Genomic DNA, 17,006 nt, shown 5'->3' with positions numbered 1-17,006 from the left:
CACTGCAACCCTCCGGCTCCGGCCGGAGCGTCACCTCACATCCGAACCGATCTGCGTCCGTCAACGGGGGCAGGGGGGAATCCACATGAGTCCAGTCCTCACGGCGGTGGCCGGCATCGTCGTCCTGATCGTCCTGCTCGCGCTGGTCGTCATCACGCGCTACAAGGTCGCCGGGCCCAGCGAGGCGTTCATCGTCACCGGGCGGCGCGGCAAGCAGGCCACCGACCCGGAGACCGGCCGGGTGTTCACCGACAACAGCGGCCAGAAGGTCGTGGTGGGCGGCGGCGTCTTCGTCGTCCCGTTCGTCCAGCAGAAGTTCACCCTCGACCTCTCCAGCCGGCAGATCCCCGTCGCCGTACGCGGCGCGGTGACGCTGCGCGGCGTGAAGGCGAACCTCGAAGGCGTCGCGATCGTCAAGGTCGGCGGCACCGAGGACTGCATCCGCGCCGCGGCCCAGCGGTTCCTGCAGCAGCAGGACGAGATCGTCGGCTTCACGCAGGAGGTGCTCTCCGGCGCGCTGCGGGCCATCGTGGGCCGGATGTCGGTGGAGGACGTGATCCGGGACCGGGCCGCGTTCGCCGGGCAGGTCGCCGAGGAGGCCGAGGCCAGCCTGTCGGGCCAGGGCCTGGTGCTGGACGCCTTCCAGATCCACGACATCACCACCGAGGGTTCGTACCTGGAGGACCTCGGCCGGCCCGAGGCGGCTCGCGCCAAGCAGGAGGCCGACATCGCCGAGGCGGTGGCCCGGCGCGCTGCCGAGCAGGCCCGGCTGAAGGCCGAGGAGGAGATCGCCGTCGCGCAGCGGACGTTCGCGCTGCGGCAGGCGGAGATCAAGGCCGAGACGGACGAGGCGGCGGCGCGCGCCGCGGCGGCCGGACCGCTGGCCGAGGCCGCGCGGCGCCAGGAAGTCCTCACCGAGCAGGAGAAGGTGGCGCAGCGGCAGGCCGCGCTGACCGACCGCGAGCTGGACACGAAGGTCCGTAAGCCCGCCGACGCGGCGCGCTACCAGGCCGAGCAGGAGGCCGAGGCGCGGCGCATCGCGACGGTCAAGGAGGCCGAGGCGGCCGCCGAGCGGGCCCGGCTGACCGGTGAGGGCGAGAAGGCGCAGCGTGCGGCACTCGCCGAGGCGGTGCGCATCGAGGGCGAGGCGGAGGCCGCCGCGATCGGCGCGAAGGGCTCGGCGGAGGCCGAGGCGATGCACAAGAAGGCGGACGCGTTCGCCCGGTACGGGGACGCCGCGGTGCTGCAGATGCTGGTCGAGGTGCTGCCGGACGTGGTCGGCAAGGCATCCGAGCCGCTGGGCGCCGTGGACAAGATGACGGTGATCTCCACGGACGGCGCCGGCCGGCTGCCGCGTGCGGTCGCCGACAACGTCGCCCAGGGCGTCGAGCTGCTCGGCTCGACCACCGGGATCGACCTGGCGAGCCTGCTGAAGGACGTCACGGCCCGGCGCGGCGGCCAGGTGCCCGCACCGGCCGACGGCGGCCCGGCCGCCGCCAACGGGAAGATCGACATCACCGAGTGACAGCGGTCCCCCGACCGGCTTCTCCGAGGGGCGGCGCGCGCCGCCCCTCGGGGCCGGTCGTGCCGGTCGGCTAGCCCCAGACGGCCTGCGCGGCGGACGCGCCCAGGAAGGCGGCGCCGAGCCCGGCCACCACGCTGCCGGCCGCGTTGGCCACGGCGAAGAACCGGGCGTGGTTCTCGGCCAGCCGCAGCGTCTCGTACGAGAACGTCGAGTACGTGGTCAGCGCGCCGCACAGGCCGGTGCCGATCAGCAGCTGCACCTGGGAGGACGCGACGCCCGCGGCGACCGCGCCCGTCAGCAGGCCGAGGACCAGGGAGCCGGCCACGTTGACGGTGAAGGTGCCCCAGGGGAAGACGGTGTCGTGGCGGGCCTGCACGGCCCGGTCGGTGAGGTAGCGCAGCGGGGCCCCGACCATGGCCCCGACGATCACGAGCAGCCAGTTCACCGCGTACGGCCTCCTTCGCCGCGGTCCAGGAGGCACCGGGCCGCGGTGGCCCCGGCCCAGACCGCCGCCAGCGCCACCAGCAGGGTCAGCGCCAGGTACGCCAGGCCGGTGCGGGCCTCGCCCCGCCCGGCCAGCTGCTGGATGTCCACGGCGTACGTGGAGAAGGTCGTGAAGCCGCCGAGCACGCCGGTGCCGAAGAACGGGCGGACCAGGCGGTGCACGGACCGGGCGCTGATGACGGCCATGAAGGCGCCGATGACGGCGCAGCCGACCGCGTTGACGGCCAGCGTCGTCCACGGGAAGGCGCCGGGCGGTGTGGGCCACAGGAGCGAGGCGGCGTAGCGTGCCGTCGCGCCGAGGGCGCCGCCGAGGGCGATGACGGCCACGACGGCGCCCTGCGGCTCCCGTTGCGGGGCCGGCCGGGCCGGGACGTGCAGATCGACGTCGGAGTCGACCGGCTCGTTCAGCATGGAGGGGTGGTGGGCCTCTGACACCTGTTTCGTCTCCTACTCGCCGGGGGCACCGGGGGGTACGCATGCCACGGACACGCGTCGCGCCGATGCGCTGTGCAAGCAGGGACCGTTGGCGGCGTCTTCGCCGCGGTTCGGGTACGGCGGGCCCCACCGCCGCGCGGGACCGGTGGTCACCGCTTCCCCCAGTTTAACGGCGGGCCGTCAGGCGTTCAGCACACCCGTCCCCAACAGGGCGAACAGCAGCACGCCGATCACCACGCGGTAGATGACGAAGGCGTTGAAGGTGTGCTTGGCGACGAACTTCAGCAGCCAGGCGATCGAGGCGTAGGCGACGAGGAACGACACGAGCGTGCCCACCGCGAGCGGCAGCACGCTCACCCCGCCGCCCACCGCGTCCTTCAGCTCGTAGATGCCGGCGCCGGTCAGCGAGGGCAGGCCGAGGAAGAAAGAGAGCCGGGTCGCGGCGACCCGGTCCAGGTCCAGGATCAGCCCGGTGGACATGGTGGCGCCGGAGCGGGAGAAGCCGGGGAAGAGCAGTGCGAGGATCTGTGAGCAGCCGACCAGCATCGCGTCCTTGAAGGTGGTGTCCTCCTCGCCGCGCTTCTGACGGCCCATCTGGTCCGCCGCCCACATCACGCCACTGCCCACGATGAGCGAACCGGCGACCACCCACAGGGAGGCGAGCGGCCCCTCGATGAGCGGCTTGGCGGCGAGGCCCACGAGCACGATGGGGATGGTCGCCCAGATCACCCACCAGGTGAACTTGTAGTCGTGGTCGTCGCGCCGGTCGGCGTGGCGGAGGCCGCGGCCCCACGCGGTGAGGAACCGCAGGATGTCCCGGTAGAAGTACACGAAGACGGCGGCGATGGCGCCCACCTGAATGACGGCCGTGAACGCGACCACACCCCGGTCGTCCACCGGAATGTTCATCAGACCCTCGGTGATCTTCAGATGCCCGGTGGAGGAGACCGGCAGGAACTCGGTCACCCCCTCCACGATGCCGAGGACCACGGCCTGTCCGATGTCGATGGCGCTCACGTTCCACCCTCACGAGAATGTCCGTCCGCCACGGGCGTGGCGGACGGACGTGACTGTAGAGGATGGCGGCGGCGGCCCGCCGGTCCGGCCGACGTCCGCCGCGGCGCCGGGCCGTCACTCCATCGGGAAGATGTCCCCGCTGCCCATGCTCGACTCCTGCTCCGCCTGGCTCTGCAGCTTGCGGGCCTTCTCCTTGAGCCGTTCGCGGTCCTGCGGGTCGCTGGACCGCTCCGCGGCCTCCGAGAGCTCCTTGGCCTTGTCCCGCATCTGCCGGATCCGGCCGCCGACCTCGCCGTCCATGCCCATGATCACTCCTTGTGGGTCCGAGACACCCGTCCGAGGCGCCGCGTCCGGGAAAACGCGGCCCTCCCAGCGAACCAGCTCTCCCGCCGCCCCGCATCCCGGCGCGGCGGGCCGGGAGGGCCCGATCCGGCCCTTGTCGGCGCACCGCGCCAGGTATACGCCGGACTCAGGGCCGCCCGGCGGGGGCGGCGCGGGGAGGCAGCCATGGCCATGCTGGTCATCGAGGGGCACTACCGGATAGTGGGGGCCGGCCCGGACGGCGATTCGGTCCGCTTCCAGCCCGCTGACCCGGACGAATGGCGGCTGGTCGGCGGCCGGCACCGGGTGCGCACGAACCGGACCGGCGCCGCGCAGCTGCGGCTGGACGGCATCGACGCCCTGGAGACGCACTACACCGTGCCGCACGGCCCGCAGCTGCGCCAGCCGCCGGTGTTCGCCGAGGGGGCCGCCGCCGAACTGCTCAGCTGGCTGGGGTTCACCCGGGTGACGCGGGACGCGCGCGGCGTGGTCAGCGACGCGGAGCCGGCCGAGGTCGCCGGGTACGTGCTGACCAGGACCGCCGACAAGTACGGCCGGTGCGTGGCGCTGGCCGGCCGCGGCACGCCGCCCGGGCCCAGCGGCCGGGAAGCGGTGGTCGGCACGGACCTGCTGGCGCGGACGGCCAACCACCACCAGCTCGCGCAGGGGCTGGCGTACCCGACGTACTACCGGCTGCTCTACGCCGAGCTGCGGGACGCGATGACGCGTGCCGTCCAGGAGGCGCGGGCGGCCCGGCGGGGGCTGTGGCCGGAGGACCGTACGCGGAGCGGGGCGCGGCTCACGGCGGGGCTGAAGACGCTCACCACCGACGTGGTGGTGCTCCCGAAGCTGTTCCGGCGGCTGGCCGACTATCTCGTCCTCAACGACGGCGATCCCGCGCTGGACGGCTTCCCGCTGTTCCTGAAGCAGCACGGCGACCGGCTGTTCGTCCTGTCCGAGCTGCGGTACACCGGGCTGGACAACGTCGTGGAGATCACCGCGCCCGACACGGTCCGGCTGCGGTACGACCCCGAGGACCTGGTCTTCGACGAGGCGTGAGCGCCTGCTCCGCGAGGCGGCGGACGCGCGGCGCCCCGCCCGGAAGGTCTCCGGGCGGGGCGTCCGGTCGTGCGCGGTGTCCCGTGCGCGGTGTCCCGTGCGCGGTGTCCCGTGGGCGGGGCTCTCAGCCGGGCCAGGTTCCGGTCAGGCGGCGCGTCGCGGTGGCGCCGCTGCGGTCCATGGCCGCCTTGACCACGGCGAAGATGGCGCCCTGCAGCGCCGCCGCCAGCAGGACTTCGTTCCAGCTGCGGTCCTCGTCTCTGGCGCTCGGGGTGTCCCCCTCGTGCCCGAGCCGCTTCCACGTCTGCTTGAAGATCGCCCCGGCGATCATGCCGCCGGCGACGCCCAGTGCCACGCCCACCGGCGTGTACAGGATCTTCGCTGCGTTCATCGGAACCTCCTGGTACGGGCGGCACAGCGGCGGGCCCTGGCCACGGTCCGCGGCTTCGGCCGGACCGCGGTACGGACCCTGGCCACCGTGCGGGGCTTCGGCCGGACCGCGGTGCGGGCCCCGGCCACGGTGCGGGCCCGTACGGGCTTGCCCGTGCCGCCGCGGCCGTGCCGGCGGACCTGCAGCCAGATGACGACGGCCGCGGTGGCCGCCACGGCCAGCGCCGGAACGGAACTGCGCGCCGACACGTGGGCCGCCTCGTCCTGCGCCTTCGCGCGCGAGTGCACGACGGCGCCGCGCACCCTGGCCTTCGCCGCCCCGGCCTTCTCCTTCGCCCGGGCCTTCACGTCCGCCTTGGCGGCCAGCTCCTCCACCGTCCGGCCCAGCTCCTCGCGGGTGTGCTCGACCCGCTCCCGCAGCTGTTCCGGCGTGAGGGACTCGGACTCTTTCCTGCCCCGGGACTGGGATTCAGTGGTCATCGGTGGGCCTTCTCCTTCACCTCGGCGAGGTCCGCCTTGACCCCCGCGATCGCCTGTTCCGGCGTCGGCGGGGTGGCGCGGGCGACCTGCTTCTTGCCGATCAGCGCCATGATCCCGGCGAGTACCAGGAGGACGCCGGTGACGATCAGGGCCGCCGCCCAGACCGGCAGGGCCAGCGCGAGGGCGGCGATCGCGGTGATCATCAGTGCCTGGAGCGCCAGGAAGCCGGTCACGCCGGCCCCGCCGAACAGCCCGCCGCCGATGCCGAACCGTTTGCCCTTCTGCACCATCTCGGCGCGCGCCAGCTGCATTTCCTCGCGTACCAGCTGGGAGAGCTGCTGCGAGGCGCGGGAGACCAGCTCGCCCACCGATTCGTCGTGCTGCTGCGGTCGCGAGGCCGTGACAGGGTGCGTACGGGTCCGTACCGTCCGGTCCTCAGAAGTACTCATCACCGATCAACTGCCTTTCCGTGGCCGCGTTCCGTGCCGCTCACATTTCTCCCGGCTGCTCGGCCCGCCGGCGTTGCTCCTCGGTCCACGCGGTGGTGTCGCGCGGCTCGGCGTACGGCTCGTCCGTGCCGGGGTGGCCGCCGGCGGCGGCCCGCGCCCGGGCCAGTTCGGCGTCGAATTCCAGGCCGAGCAGGATGGCGAGGTTCGTGATCCACAGCCAGACGAGGAAGATGATCACGCCGGCCAGGGTGCCGTAGGTCTTGTTGTAGGAGGAGAAGTTCCCGACGTACACCGCGAAGCCCGCGGAGGCGACCATCCAGATGACCAGGGCCAGGAAGCTGCCCGGGGTCACCCACCGCAGGCCGCGGCCCTTGACGTTGGGCGCGCCCCAGTAGAGGAACGCGATCATCGTCGTGACCAGGATGACCAGCACCGGCCACTTCGCGATCGACCACACCGTCAGCGCGGCGGAGCCGATGCCCAGCGCGTCGCCGACCTGCTGCGCGATCCCGCCGGTGAACACCACGATGAGCGCGCTGAGCAGCGCCAGCAACATCAGTACCACCGTAAGGCCCAGCCGCTCGAGCAGCACCTTCCACAGCGGGCGGCCCTCGGCCATGTCGTACACGACGTTCGAGCTGCGCATGAACGCCGCCACGTAGCCCGAGGCCGTCCAGACGCCGGCCAGCAGGCCGACCACCGCCACGAGCGAGCCGACCCCGGCGTTCCCCTGCAGCTGCTGCACCGCGTCACTGATGATGTGCCGTACGGACGCGGGGGCCAGTTGCTGGAGCGTGGCCACCACCTTGCGGCCGGCCGACTCCCCCACCAGGCCCAGCAGTGAGACGAGGACGAGCAGCGCGGGGAACAGCGAGAGCACCCCGTAGTACGTCAGCGCTGCGGCGCGGTCGGTCAGTTCGTCGCCCTTGACCTCCTTGACCGTGCCGCGCAGCACTTCCCACCAGGACTTCTTCGGCAGGTCGGTCAGCTCGTCGGGCTGCTTCCGCTTGACGAGCGGGTCCGGTCCCGGACCCGTGTCCCGTCCCGGCCCCTGTGCCGGTCCCGCACCTGCCTCCCGCCGTGCCCCCGGCACCCGGGCGGACTGCTCCCCGGGACCGTCCGCGGGGCGGCGGGCGGGGCCCTCCCGGCCCCCCGGTCGCGATATCCGTGCCATACGTCGTGGGTTACCGCACGCCCCCGGCCGAAACGGCCGCGCTCCACCGGGCTCGGTACGGGGGCCATGCGAACGGCGCGCCGGACGGCGGCGTTCCGCCATCCGGGTGACGCGCGCCGGGAGGCGTCAGGAAGCGCTGTCCCCGCCACCGGGCATATACGCACGGAACTCCGTCAGGTAGGGCTCCTCGGCCGGGTCGGGCCGGTCGGAGGCGTTGAGGACCCGGTGCCACCACGGGTAGTAGGCCGGCAGCTGCGAGACGCGCGTGAGGGTGTCGCGCTCCTCCTCGGACAGCTCCAGCTCAGCGGCCGCGAGGTTGTCCCGCAACTGGTCCTCGGTGCGGGCCCCGAGGACGATGCCGGTGATGCCGGGGCGCCCCAGGAGCCAGGCGAGCACGACGCGGGGCACGGAGACCCCGCGCTCCCGGGCGATGCCGTCGAACGCGTCGATGATGTCGTAGGCGCGGCTCCAGTCGGTGACGTGCGGCTCCGGCCAGTCGGTGCCCTGCCGGGTGGTGCGCGGCGTCTCCTGGCCGCGCCGTACTTTCCCGGTGAGCAGGCCCTCGCCGAGGGGGCTCCACACGAAGGTGCCGATGCCGAGGTCGCGGGCCGCCGGCAGGATCTCGTACTCGATCTCGCGGGCCTCCGGCGTGTAGTACATCTGCTGGACGACGGGTGCCGTCAGCCCGAGGGCCCGCGCGGTGTACACGGTCTTGCTGAGCTGCCAGGCGCTGTAGTTGGAGGTGCCGAGGTAGCGGACCTTGCCGTCGCGCACCAGGGTGTCCAGCGCGGCGAGCGTCTCCTCGACGGGCGTGACGCCGTCCCACTGGTGCGTGTAGAGCAGGTCCAGATGGTCGGTGCGCAGCCTCCGCAGGCTGTTCTCGACCTCGCGGAGGATGTGCTGGCGGCTCGCGCCGCCGTCGTTCGGGCCGTCGCCGAGCGGCATCCGCACCTTGGAGGTCAGCACGATGTCGTCGCGGCGCCCCTCGAGGGCCTGTGCGGTGATCTCCTCGGCCTGCCCGAAGGAGTACATGTTCGCCGTGTCCACGAGGTTCACCCCGTGGTCGAAGGCGATGTCGAACAGCCGCCGGTAGTCATCGGCGTCCAGCCCGGCCATCTGCGCGAACTGCGGGTCGTTCCCCGCGGTGAGGGTGCCGAGGGCGAAGCGCGACACCTTCAGGCCGGAGTTGCCGAGAGGTACGTAGTCCGTCATACGCCCCAACGTAGGCGCTGCTCCGCCGGACATGACGGAATGGCCCGCCGGGGTGTCCGGGACTCCGTCCCCATCGGTGTCCCCGTAAACCGCCGCAGGGTCTTGACCGCGGTATCTGCGGCATCGTAGCGTCAAGTGCACCGACTCATGAGCTGTGGAAAGGAGGCGACGTCGAATGTCGACCAGCTTCGACCTGCATCGCCTCGCTCTCCGGACCGCCTGGGTCCCGGGTCGTGTTGCACACGGCTGCTGAGCAGCCCTTTTTCCGGCGTGCCCGTTAGCGGCCCCGGCGCTTTTCCGTCTGTCACTGCCTGCGGCACTTCCCGCGTGCTGACGCACGCCGCGCATTTCCGTACCCGTCCCGCATTCCGCTGCGGATTTCCGGATTGTGCCTCTCCGTGCCGCGGGTTCTTGAGCTGTGCCATCGAAAAAGAGAAAGCTCCTGAAATGGCGACCAGTACAGTCATGTCGACCGCGCACCGAAATGAGGATCTGCCATGGTAGCGGCGCGGATCACGGTCAACGGTAAGGAAACACCGCTCTCACCGGCTGCGCCCCACACCACGGTGCTGGATTTCCTGCGCGAGCGTGGCCTCACCGGCACCAAGGAAGGCTGCGCCGAGGGCGAGTGCGGCGCCTGTTCGGTCCTGGTGGCCCGGCCCGGGGTGCACAAGCCCACCGACTGGGTGGCGGTCAACGCCTGCCTGGTCCCGGCCGCGGCGCTCGACGGCCAGGAGGTCATCACCTCCGAGGGCCTCTTCACGGCAGGCGAGGACGGCACGCCGCCGACGCTGCACCCGGTGCAGAAGGAGATGGCGGTACGCGGCGGTTCCCAATGCGGTTACTGCACGCCGGGGTTCGTCTGCAGCATGGCCTCCGAGTACTACCGGCCCGACCGGTGCGCGCCCTGCGGTTCGGCCGCCGGCGCCGACCCGGCCGCCGGCGGGGACGCGGAGCACGGCCCGAACGGCTTCGACCTGCACTCGCTGAGCGGCAACCTGTGCCGCTGCACCGGCTACCGGCCGATCCGGGACGCCGCCTTCGCCGTCGGGGAGCCCACTGAGGACGACCCGCTGGCGCAGCGCCGCGAGCAGGCCGCACCCGCTCCGGTCGCCACCGAATACGTCCAGGGCGACAGCGCGTTCGTCCGCCCCCGCACCCTGGCCGAGACCGTGCAGCTGCTGCGCGAGCGGCCCGAGGCCGTGGTGGTCGCGGGCAGCACCGACTACGGCGTCGAGGTGAACATCCGCTCGCGGCGCGACAGTTGCGTGGTCGCCATCGACCGGTTGCCCGAACTCCGGGAGCTGCGCGTCGAGTCCGACCACATCGAGATCGGTGCGGCGGTGACGCTCACCGAGATCGAGCGCCGTCTCGACGGCAGTGTGCCGCTGCTGGCCGAGCTGTTCCCGCAGTTCGCGTCCCGGCTCATCCGCAACAGCGCGACCCTCGGCGGCAACCTCGGTACCGGCTCCCCCATCGGCGACAGCCCGCCGGTGCTGCTCGCGCTGGAGGCGTCGCTGGTCCTCACCGACGCCGACGGCGAGCGCGAGGTCCCCCTCGCCGAGTACTTCACCGGCTACCGGCAGAGCGTGCGCCGGGCCGGCGAGCTGATCCGCGCGGTGCGCATCCCGCTGCCGCTGTCGCGGACCGTGGCCTTCCACAAGATCGCCAAGCGCCGCTTCGACGACATCTCCAGCGTCGCGGTCGGCTTCGCGCTCGACATCGACGGCGGGATCGTCCGCAAGGCCCGCATCGGCCTGGGCGGCGTGGCCGCCACCCCGATCCGCGCCCTCGCCGTCGAGGAGGCCCTGGAGGGCAAGGCGTGGACGGCCGAGACCGCCGAGGCAGCGGCCGAGGTGCTCAAGGCCCAGGGCACGCCGATGAACGACCACCGGGCCAGCGCCGGCTACCGCTCCGCGATGCTCGGCCAGAGCCTGCTCAAGCTGTACGCGCAGACCACCGAGGCGGTGCCGTCATGAGCCAACTGTCCGAGCGTCCCGAAAAGCCCGTCGTCGGCGTCCCGCTGCCGCACGAGTCCGCGAGCCTGCACGTCACCGGCCACGCGCTCTACACCGACGACCTGGTCCAGCGCACCAAGGACGTGCTGCACGCCTACCCGGTCCAGGTCATGAAGGCCCACGGCCGGATCACGAAGCTGGACACCGCGCCCGCGCTCGCCGTGCCCGGCGTGGTCCGCGTGCTGACCGGTGCCGACGTGCCCGGTCTCAACGACGCGGGCATGAAGCACGACGAGCCGCTCTTCCCCGACGAGGTCATGTTCCACGGGCACGCGGTCGCCTGGGTGCTCGGCGAGACCCTGGAGGCGGCCCGGCTCGGCGCCGCGGCCGTCGAGGTCGAGCTCGACGAGCTGCCCTCCCTGATCACGCTGCAGGACGCGATCGAGGCCGAGAGCTACCACGGCGCCCGGCCCGTGATGGAGACCGGCGACGTCGATGCCGGCTTCACCGACTCCGCGCACGTCTTCACCGGCGAGTTCACCTTCGCCGGCCAGGAGCACTTCTACCTCGAGACGCATGCCGCGCTGGCCCAGATCGACGAGAACGGGCAGGTGTTCATCCAGAGCAGCACCCAGCACCCCTCGGAGACGCAGGAAATCGTCGCGCACGTGCTCGGCGTCCCCAGCCACGAGGTGACGGTGCAGTGCCTCCGGATGGGCGGCGGCTTCGGCGGCAAGGAGATGCAGCCGCACGGGTTCGCGGCCATCGCCGCGCTCGGCGCCAAGCTGACCGGCCGGCCGGTGCGGTTCCGGCTCAACCGGACCCAGGACCTGACCATGTCGGGCAAGCGGCACGGCTTCAACGCCACCTGGAAGATCGGCTTCGACGCCGAAGGCCGCATCCAGGCCCTCGACGCCACCCTCACCGCGGACGGCGGCTGGAGCCTGGACCTGTCCGAGCCGGTGCTGGCCCGCGCGCTGTGCCACATCGACAACACCTACTGGATCCCCAACGCACGCGTCGCGGGGCGTATCGCCAAGACCAACACGGTCTCCAACACCGCCTTCCGCGGCTTCGGCGGCCCCCAGGGCATGCTCGTGATCGAGGACATCCTCGGCCGGGTCGCGCCGAAGCTCGGCCTGGACCCGATGGAGCTGCGGAAGCGCAACTTCTACCGGCCGGGCCAGGGCCAGACGACGCCGTACGGCCAGCCGGTCAACCACCCCGAACGGATCGCCGTCACCTGGCAGCAGGTGGAGGAGAACGGCGGCATCGCCGACCGCAGGCGCGAGATCGCGGCCTTCAACGCCGCGCACCCGCACACCAAGCGGGCGCTCGCGATCACCGGCATCAAGTTCGGCATCTCGTTCAACCTCACCGCCTTCAACCAGGGCGGCGCGCTGGTGCTGATCTACAAGGACGGCTCGGTCCTGATCAACCACGGCGGCACCGAGATGGGCCAGGGCCTGCACACCAAGATGCTGCAGGTGGCCGCGACCACGCTGGGCATCCCGCTGCACAAGGTGCGGCTCGCCCCCACGCGTACCGACAAGGTGCCCAACACCTCGGCCACCGCGGCCAGTTCCGGCGCCGACCTGAACGGCGGGGCGATCAAGAACGCCTGTGAGCAGCTGCGTGCGCGGCTGCTCCAGGTGGCCGCCTCCCAGCTGGGCGCGAACGCCTCCGACGTACGCATCGTCGAGGGCGTCGCGCGTGCCCTCGGCAGCGACCAGGAGCTGGCCTGGGACGACCTGGTGCGCACCGCGTACTTCCAGCGCGTCCAGCTGTCGGCCGCCGGTTACTACCGGACCGAGGGGCTGCACTGGGACGCCAAGACGTTCCGCGGCTCGCCGTTCAAGTACTTCGCCTACGGCGCCGCGGCGACCGAGGTGGAGGTGGACGGCTTCACCGGCGCGTACCGCATCCGGCGCGTGGACATCGTGCACGACGTCGGCGACAGCCTCTCGCCGATGATCGACATCGGCCAGGTCGAGGGCGGCTTCGTGCAGGGCGCCGGCTGGCTGACGCTGGAGGACCTGCGCTGGGACACCGGCGACGGCCCGCACCGCGGCCGGCTGCTGACCCAGGCGGCGAGCACGTACAAGCTGCCGAGCTTCTCGGAGATGCCCGAGGAGTTCCACGTCACGCTGCTGGAGAACGCCACCGAAGAGGGCGCGGTGTACGGCTCCAAGGCGGTCGGCGAGCCCCCGCTGATGCTCGCGTTCTCGGTACGCGAGGCGCTGCGCCAGGCCGCGGCGGAGTTCGGACCGGCCGGCGTCAGCGTGGAACTCGCCTCCCCGGCGACCCCGGAGGCGGTGTACTGGGCGATCGAGGCGGCCCGCCGGGCCCGCACCGACGCGCCGCTCAACGGCCACGCCCGCCGCGGACAGGGCAGCGAGCTGACCTCCGGCGCCGACGCAGCATTGAGCAATGCCTGACATGAGCTGGGTGGCCGCGGTCGCGCGGTTGCGGGCCCGCCGGGAACCCGGCGTGCTCGTGACCGTCGCGACCGTGCGCGGTCATGCGCCCCGCAAGGCCGGCGCCAAACTCGTGGTGGGCCGGACCGAGACGTGGGGTTCGATCGGCGGCGGCAACATCGAGGCCGTCGCGATCGACCGGGCGCGCGAGCTGCTCGCCGCCCCGGCCCCGGAGGCCGAGCTGATGGACTTCGCCCTCAACGACAAGGTCAGCAACCAGCACGGCGTGCAGTGCTGCGGCGGCACCGTCAACGTCCTGCTGGAACCGCTGCCGCTGGTCCCGGCGGTGGCGGTCTTCGGCGTCGGGCACGTCGGCTTCGAGCTGGCCCGCATCCTGGCCCGCCACGACCTCGACCTGCACCTGATCGACACCCGGCCCGACATGCTCACGGACGAGCGCCTCGCTGCGGTCGTCGGGGACGCGGTGGCACAGGTGCACGTGCACCACACCCCGCTGCTGCCGGAGGAAGTACTGGAGGAGCTGGCCCCCGGCACCCACGTGCTGATCATGACCCATGACCACGCCGAGGACGCCGCGCTGTGCGACGCCGCCCTGCGCACTCCCGGGCTCGGCTCGATCGGGCTGATCGGCTCGGCGGCCAAGTGGGCACGGTTCCGCAAGCGCCTGGCCACCGAGGGCGGCCACGACGACGCCACCATCGACCGGATCAAGACCCCGATCGGCCTCCCGGAGATCACCGGCAAGGAACCCGCCACCATCGCGGTCAGCGTCGCGGCGGACCTGCTCCTGACCTTCGAGCGGGACCGCCGCTGAGCGGTGCCGGCGGGCGGCCTCCGCCCCGATCACACCGACCGACGACGACGGCCATCGCGCCGGCCCCGGCCTCCACCGGCCCGGGAGCCGTGCGATGGCCGTTTCGTGTGTCCGCACGCAGGCGACCGGGCATCCGCGCTCAGTGGGGTTTCCCGACGTCCCGGAGCCGGTGCGGCTCTCGTAGGAAACGACGAAGATCGCGTTCCGGCGGACGCGCGCTTTCATGCCTTCCATGCCTGGCTGGACCCGGTCGGCCGGCGGTGTACTTATCGCCAGTTACGCCGTCGCAGGGCACGTGCCATCAAGCTCGGGCACACGCCGCCCTCGGGCCGCCGCCCTGCTCGGCCTTTCCGACACCTTGCCGCACACGGGGGAAAGCCATGGGTCACCGCAGCATCCTCGCCCACACCGCGAGCCGTTCCTCCCGCCGGCACCCCTCGTCCACTCCCCCGCCGACGCCCTGACCTGCTTCCCCTCAGCACGGAAACCGACTGCCCCGTCCGGCTGCCTCGTCCCGTACGCGGCGGCCTGCCCCGCACCGGCATCCCACACCCACCACCCCGCTCTCAGCGAAGGAGCACCACCATGACCGTTCACGCCCAGGAGCCCAGCGTCCAGGACCTCGAGAACACCTGGATGCAGCAGGCGATCGAACTGGCGACCGCCAGCGTGGCCAACGGCGGCGGCCCCTTCGGCGCTCTGGTCGCCAAGGGCGGCGAGGTCGTCGCCACCGGCAACAACCAGGTCACCGCGACCCTGGACCCCGTGGCGCACGCCGAGGTCACCGCGCTGCGCGCCGCCTGCCGGGCGCTGAACACCTTCTCGCTCGAAGGCTGCACCCTGGTCACCTCGTGCGAGCCGTGCCCGATGTGCCTGTCGTCCTCGCTGTGGGCACGCGTCGACCGGATCGTCTTCGCTGCCGACCGGCACGACGCGGCGGTGGCCGGCTTCGACGACCGCAAGTTCTACGACCTGTTCGAGAAGAAGCCCTCCTCGGAGTGGCCGATGGCGGTCCAGCGCCTGGACCTGCCCAACCGCACGGCCCCGTTCGACGCGTGGCTGGCCAAGGCGGACCGCATCGCCTACTGACCCAGCGGGCGGGCCGACGGGGAGGCCGCTCCGGAGACCCCGGGGCGGCCGGTGCGGCCGGTGGCCTCTCAGGAGGTCCGGCTCAGGACTCGTCGATGCCCTGGAACCACGTGGGCGCCTCCTCCGTGGCCCGCTTGATGCGGTCCAGCGCGAAGGCCTCCAGCGGAGGCAGCGCGTCCCGCTCGAACCAGCCGACCTCCAGCGACTCGTCGTCGTTGACGCGGGCCTCGCCGCCCGTGGCGCGGCAGAGGAAGCAGATGTCCATGATCTGCGCGAAGCCTCCGTTAACAGACGCCCACACGACTGACAAACATGCAGGTCAGCAGCTTGGGCTCACTCTGGACCGAGTGAGCCCAAGCCCGCCCGTGCTGACTCCGTGCTGACTTCCCCTGCCGCCCGTTCCGGTCCGTTCGGGTGCGTCGTGCTGGATCCGTGCTGAGCTTCCAGGGGCGCGCCGCGTCACTCCCGTCACACGTGCACCCGAGAAGACGCCACCAGGCTGCATGCCTACCATTTGGTGCGGCCGCCATCCATCCCTAAGTTGCCACCTGCACCCGTCATCACACGTAAGCGAAGAATGATGCATGAGCCACTCTGGGACGTTGCTGCCCTGGCGACTTTCCTCGGGAAGCCGACTTCCTGGGTATACGACAATCATGCGAAGGAAAACATCCCTAGCTTCCGCATCGGCCAACAGCTCCGCTTCTCGCCGATCGAGATCCGGCATTGGATGACCGCAAACTGCCGAGAAGCTGCGTGACCCTCTCGCCCCGAGCGAAGGTACGACGTCAACCGCGCAGCATTATCGACAGTGCGAATCTTTTCGGCGCCCGGAGAGGCTCCGGACCAGGCCCACAACCTCTCGGCGTCCTTCAGAGCATGACAGTCAGCCGACTGTTGAACTCGGAACGCGGTATTCCTGTCGCCCGTGACGATCTCGCCCCAGGCATCGGAAACGCCGCGTCACAGCGGTATGAGGGATGTCTGTCCTGATGATTACCTCACCGTCGAGCTGCTGTGCGCAGGGCTGGCAAAGATCCGGCTCGACCGGCAGCAGGGCCCGGCGGAGCAGGTACCCGGCAGTCGCGACCCGAATGCGGGATTGTTGCCGCGTGCTTGGCGCACCGGGTTCACCAGACTGTGGTGGGCCGGTCACCATCAGACCGCCAACTGGCCCCAAGACGATCTGGACGTGTTCGCCGCGTGCCGACGCCCGATGCGCGACTGGCCGGTGCGGCTGGCTCTGTCCGAGGCTGACCAGGATCAGTCGCTGCTGGAGGGCGGCGAGCTGTCTGGCTTCTCCGAACAGGCGGCAGCGTTGGCGGCCAAGGCCGATGTGGAGGCCGAGCTTGTAGAGAATCAGATCTTCGCGCAACTGCTTGCGACCGCCCAGGCCAACGGACGCACCGAGGCGGAGGTACAGCGGGCATACGTCGAGCTCCGCCTGATGCACATCCGCGAACCAGTCCTCAGTGACCTGGACGTGCTCCGGCGCGCGCAGCGGATGCCAGGCACCAGCGCGAGCGGCGAACCGCACTTCAAAGAGTTGATCCGCGTCGCGTACCGGTTTCAGCACGCGCCCGCGGGCGCCATACTGCGAGTCTGTGACGCGTGCGGCAATCCGATGCCCGGCGTGAACAGTCCCTGTGCGGTCCCGGGGTGCCGCGGGAGCGCCATACAGCGGAAACTGCGGACCCTAGAGGGCTACTGGGTCCAACATCGCGCCACTCGCCGCTTCCACCACGACGCGGGGCTGGTCGAAGCTCGGCTCTTCGACGGGATCACCGAGCTGCCGCATGACCTCGTGCGCCTGGAGGAATATCCCGGGCTGGATTCCTGGGATGGCGCCGTATGGTTCCATCGGCCTGGCTCCGCTTCGGACGAATGCTGGCTCTTCGATGCGAAGGACTGCGTCAGCGCGACGCTGCTGGGCCGGCGCTTCAACTGTGACTACCAGTTGCGTGCCACTCGAAGATTCCTCGTCGTGGCCAAACACCGTGCGACACCCGCATACCTCACCGACTTGAGCCGTGAACTGGATGGCCGGGTCAACGGCCTGGAGATCGTCGACGAGGACGCCTTCATCCACCGGGTCATCGAACGATCCAGGCAAGCAGGGCAGCGAGCATGAGGGACATCAG

General features: G+C 71.5%; 16 protein-coding genes and 1 pseudogene. 7 read left to right on the top strand and 10 right to left on the bottom strand.

Translation table 11 applies throughout. The annotated features are described in order from the left end of the window. Positions 1-85 precede the first annotated feature (85 nt). A complete protein-coding gene (locus C3486_RS00390) occupies positions 86-1,525 on the top strand; it encodes a flotillin family protein (protein WP_103830458.1) in 1,440 nt (479 codons plus the stop codon). Positions 1,526-1,595: 70 nt separating this feature from the next. Here C3486_RS00390 and crcB (C3486_RS00385) read toward each other — a convergent pair whose 3' ends face one another. The 4 genes from crcB (C3486_RS00385) to C3486_RS00370 all read right to left on the bottom strand — a co-directional run bounded on the left by crcB (C3486_RS00385) (position 1,596) and on the right by C3486_RS00370 (position 3,787). Next, positions 1,596-1,970 carry a fluoride efflux transporter CrcB gene (gene crcB, locus C3486_RS00385; protein ID WP_103830457.1) on the bottom strand — a complete coding sequence of 125 codons (375 nt, stop codon included), beginning with the start codon at positions 1,968-1,970 and terminating at the stop codon, positions 1,596-1,598. Further along, positions 1,967-2,440 (bottom strand): fluoride efflux transporter CrcB, encoded by a 474-nt coding sequence (crcB, locus tag C3486_RS00380; RefSeq protein WP_103830456.1) that lies wholly within the window; start codon positions 2,438-2,440, stop codon positions 1,967-1,969. Before crcB (C3486_RS00380) ends, crcB (C3486_RS00385) begins: the two co-directional genes overlap by 4 nt. Before the next feature lie 204 nt (positions 2,441-2,644). Beyond that, positions 2,645-3,481, bottom strand: a complete 837-nt coding sequence (locus tag C3486_RS00375) for an undecaprenyl-diphosphate phosphatase (RefSeq protein WP_103830455.1) — start codon at positions 3,479-3,481, stop codon at positions 2,645-2,647. A gap of 114 nt (positions 3,482-3,595) precedes the next feature. Then, on the bottom strand, positions 3,596-3,787 hold the full coding sequence (locus tag C3486_RS00370) for a DUF6381 family protein (protein WP_103830454.1): 192 nt from the start codon (positions 3,785-3,787) through the stop codon (positions 3,596-3,598). Between the two features lie 201 nt (positions 3,788-3,988). On the opposite strand from C3486_RS00370, the gene C3486_RS00365 reads away from it, so the two are divergent. Further along, complete coding sequence (locus tag C3486_RS00365) at positions 3,989-4,861, top strand: thermonuclease family protein (RefSeq protein WP_103830453.1); 873 nt, start codon at positions 3,989-3,991, stop codon at positions 4,859-4,861. A gap of 124 nt (positions 4,862-4,985) precedes the next feature. Here C3486_RS00365 and C3486_RS00360 read toward each other — a convergent pair whose 3' ends face one another. From C3486_RS00360 to C3486_RS00340, 5 genes are all read right to left on the bottom strand, one after another. Further along, complete coding sequence (locus C3486_RS00360) at positions 4,986-5,252, bottom strand: DUF4235 domain-containing protein (protein ID WP_103830452.1); 267 nt, start codon at positions 5,250-5,252, stop codon at positions 4,986-4,988. Next, a complete protein-coding gene (locus C3486_RS00355) occupies positions 5,249-5,731 on the bottom strand; it encodes a DUF3618 domain-containing protein (protein ID WP_103830451.1) in 483 nt (160 codons plus the stop codon). Before C3486_RS00355 ends, C3486_RS00360 begins: the two co-directional genes overlap by 4 nt. Continuing rightward, positions 5,728-6,180, bottom strand: a complete 453-nt coding sequence (locus tag C3486_RS00350) for a phage holin family protein (RefSeq protein WP_103830450.1) — start codon at positions 6,178-6,180, stop codon at positions 5,728-5,730. The genes C3486_RS00355 and C3486_RS00350 overlap by 4 nt, the downstream gene beginning before the upstream one ends. Before the next feature lie 40 nt (positions 6,181-6,220). Then, positions 6,221-7,354 carry a YihY/virulence factor BrkB family protein gene (locus C3486_RS00345; protein ID WP_103830449.1) on the bottom strand — a complete coding sequence of 378 codons (1,134 nt, stop codon included), beginning with the start codon at positions 7,352-7,354 and terminating at the stop codon, positions 6,221-6,223. 126 nt (positions 7,355-7,480) lie between these two features. After that, entirely contained in the window at positions 7,481-8,566 is a 1,086-nt protein-coding gene (locus tag C3486_RS00340) for an aldo/keto reductase (RefSeq protein WP_103830448.1), read from the bottom strand. A 497-nt stretch (positions 8,567-9,063) separates the two neighbouring features. On the opposite strand from C3486_RS00340, the gene C3486_RS00335 reads away from it, so the two are divergent. The 4 genes from C3486_RS00335 to C3486_RS00320 all read left to right on the top strand — a co-directional run bounded on the left by C3486_RS00335 (position 9,064) and on the right by C3486_RS00320 (position 14,865). After that, complete coding sequence (locus tag C3486_RS00335; RefSeq protein WP_103830447.1) at positions 9,064-10,545, top strand: xanthine dehydrogenase small subunit; 1,482 nt, start codon at positions 9,064-9,066, stop codon at positions 10,543-10,545. Continuing rightward, positions 10,542-12,962 carry a xanthine dehydrogenase molybdopterin binding subunit gene (gene xdhB / locus C3486_RS00330; protein WP_103830446.1) on the top strand — a complete coding sequence of 807 codons (2,421 nt, stop codon included), beginning with the start codon at positions 10,542-10,544 and terminating at the stop codon, positions 12,960-12,962. The genes C3486_RS00335 and xdhB overlap by 4 nt, the downstream gene beginning before the upstream one ends. 1 nt (position 12,963) lies before the next feature. Then, positions 12,964-13,776 carry a xanthine dehydrogenase accessory protein XdhC gene (gene xdhC, locus C3486_RS00325; protein ID WP_103830445.1) on the top strand — a complete coding sequence of 271 codons (813 nt, stop codon included), beginning with the start codon at positions 12,964-12,966 and terminating at the stop codon, positions 13,774-13,776. Positions 13,777-14,361: 585 nt separating this feature from the next. Next, entirely contained in the window at positions 14,362-14,865 is a 504-nt protein-coding gene (locus tag C3486_RS00320) for a nucleoside deaminase (RefSeq protein WP_103830444.1), read from the top strand. Between the two features lie 82 nt (positions 14,866-14,947). Here the strand turns inward: C3486_RS00320 and C3486_RS00315 are convergent. Beyond that, positions 14,948-15,151: pseudogene (locus tag C3486_RS00315) on the bottom strand (NUDIX hydrolase); the annotation flags it as partial. Positions 15,152-15,793: 642 nt separating this feature from the next. Between C3486_RS00315 and C3486_RS00310 the strand changes: the two are divergent. Then, the gene (locus tag C3486_RS00310; protein ID WP_146074928.1) at positions 15,794-16,996 is read left to right on the top strand and encodes a hypothetical protein; all 1,203 of its coding nucleotides are present in this window, start codon (positions 15,794-15,796) and stop codon (positions 16,994-16,996) included. Positions 16,997-17,006 lie beyond the last annotated feature (10 nt).

Source organism: Streptomyces sp. Ru73, from assembly GCF_002920575.1.
GTDB lineage: Bacteria > Actinomycetota > Actinomycetes > Streptomycetales > Streptomycetaceae > Streptomyces.
Note: the sequence above shows the minus strand (reverse complement) of the source record. Positions and strands in the feature narration are given on the sequence as shown.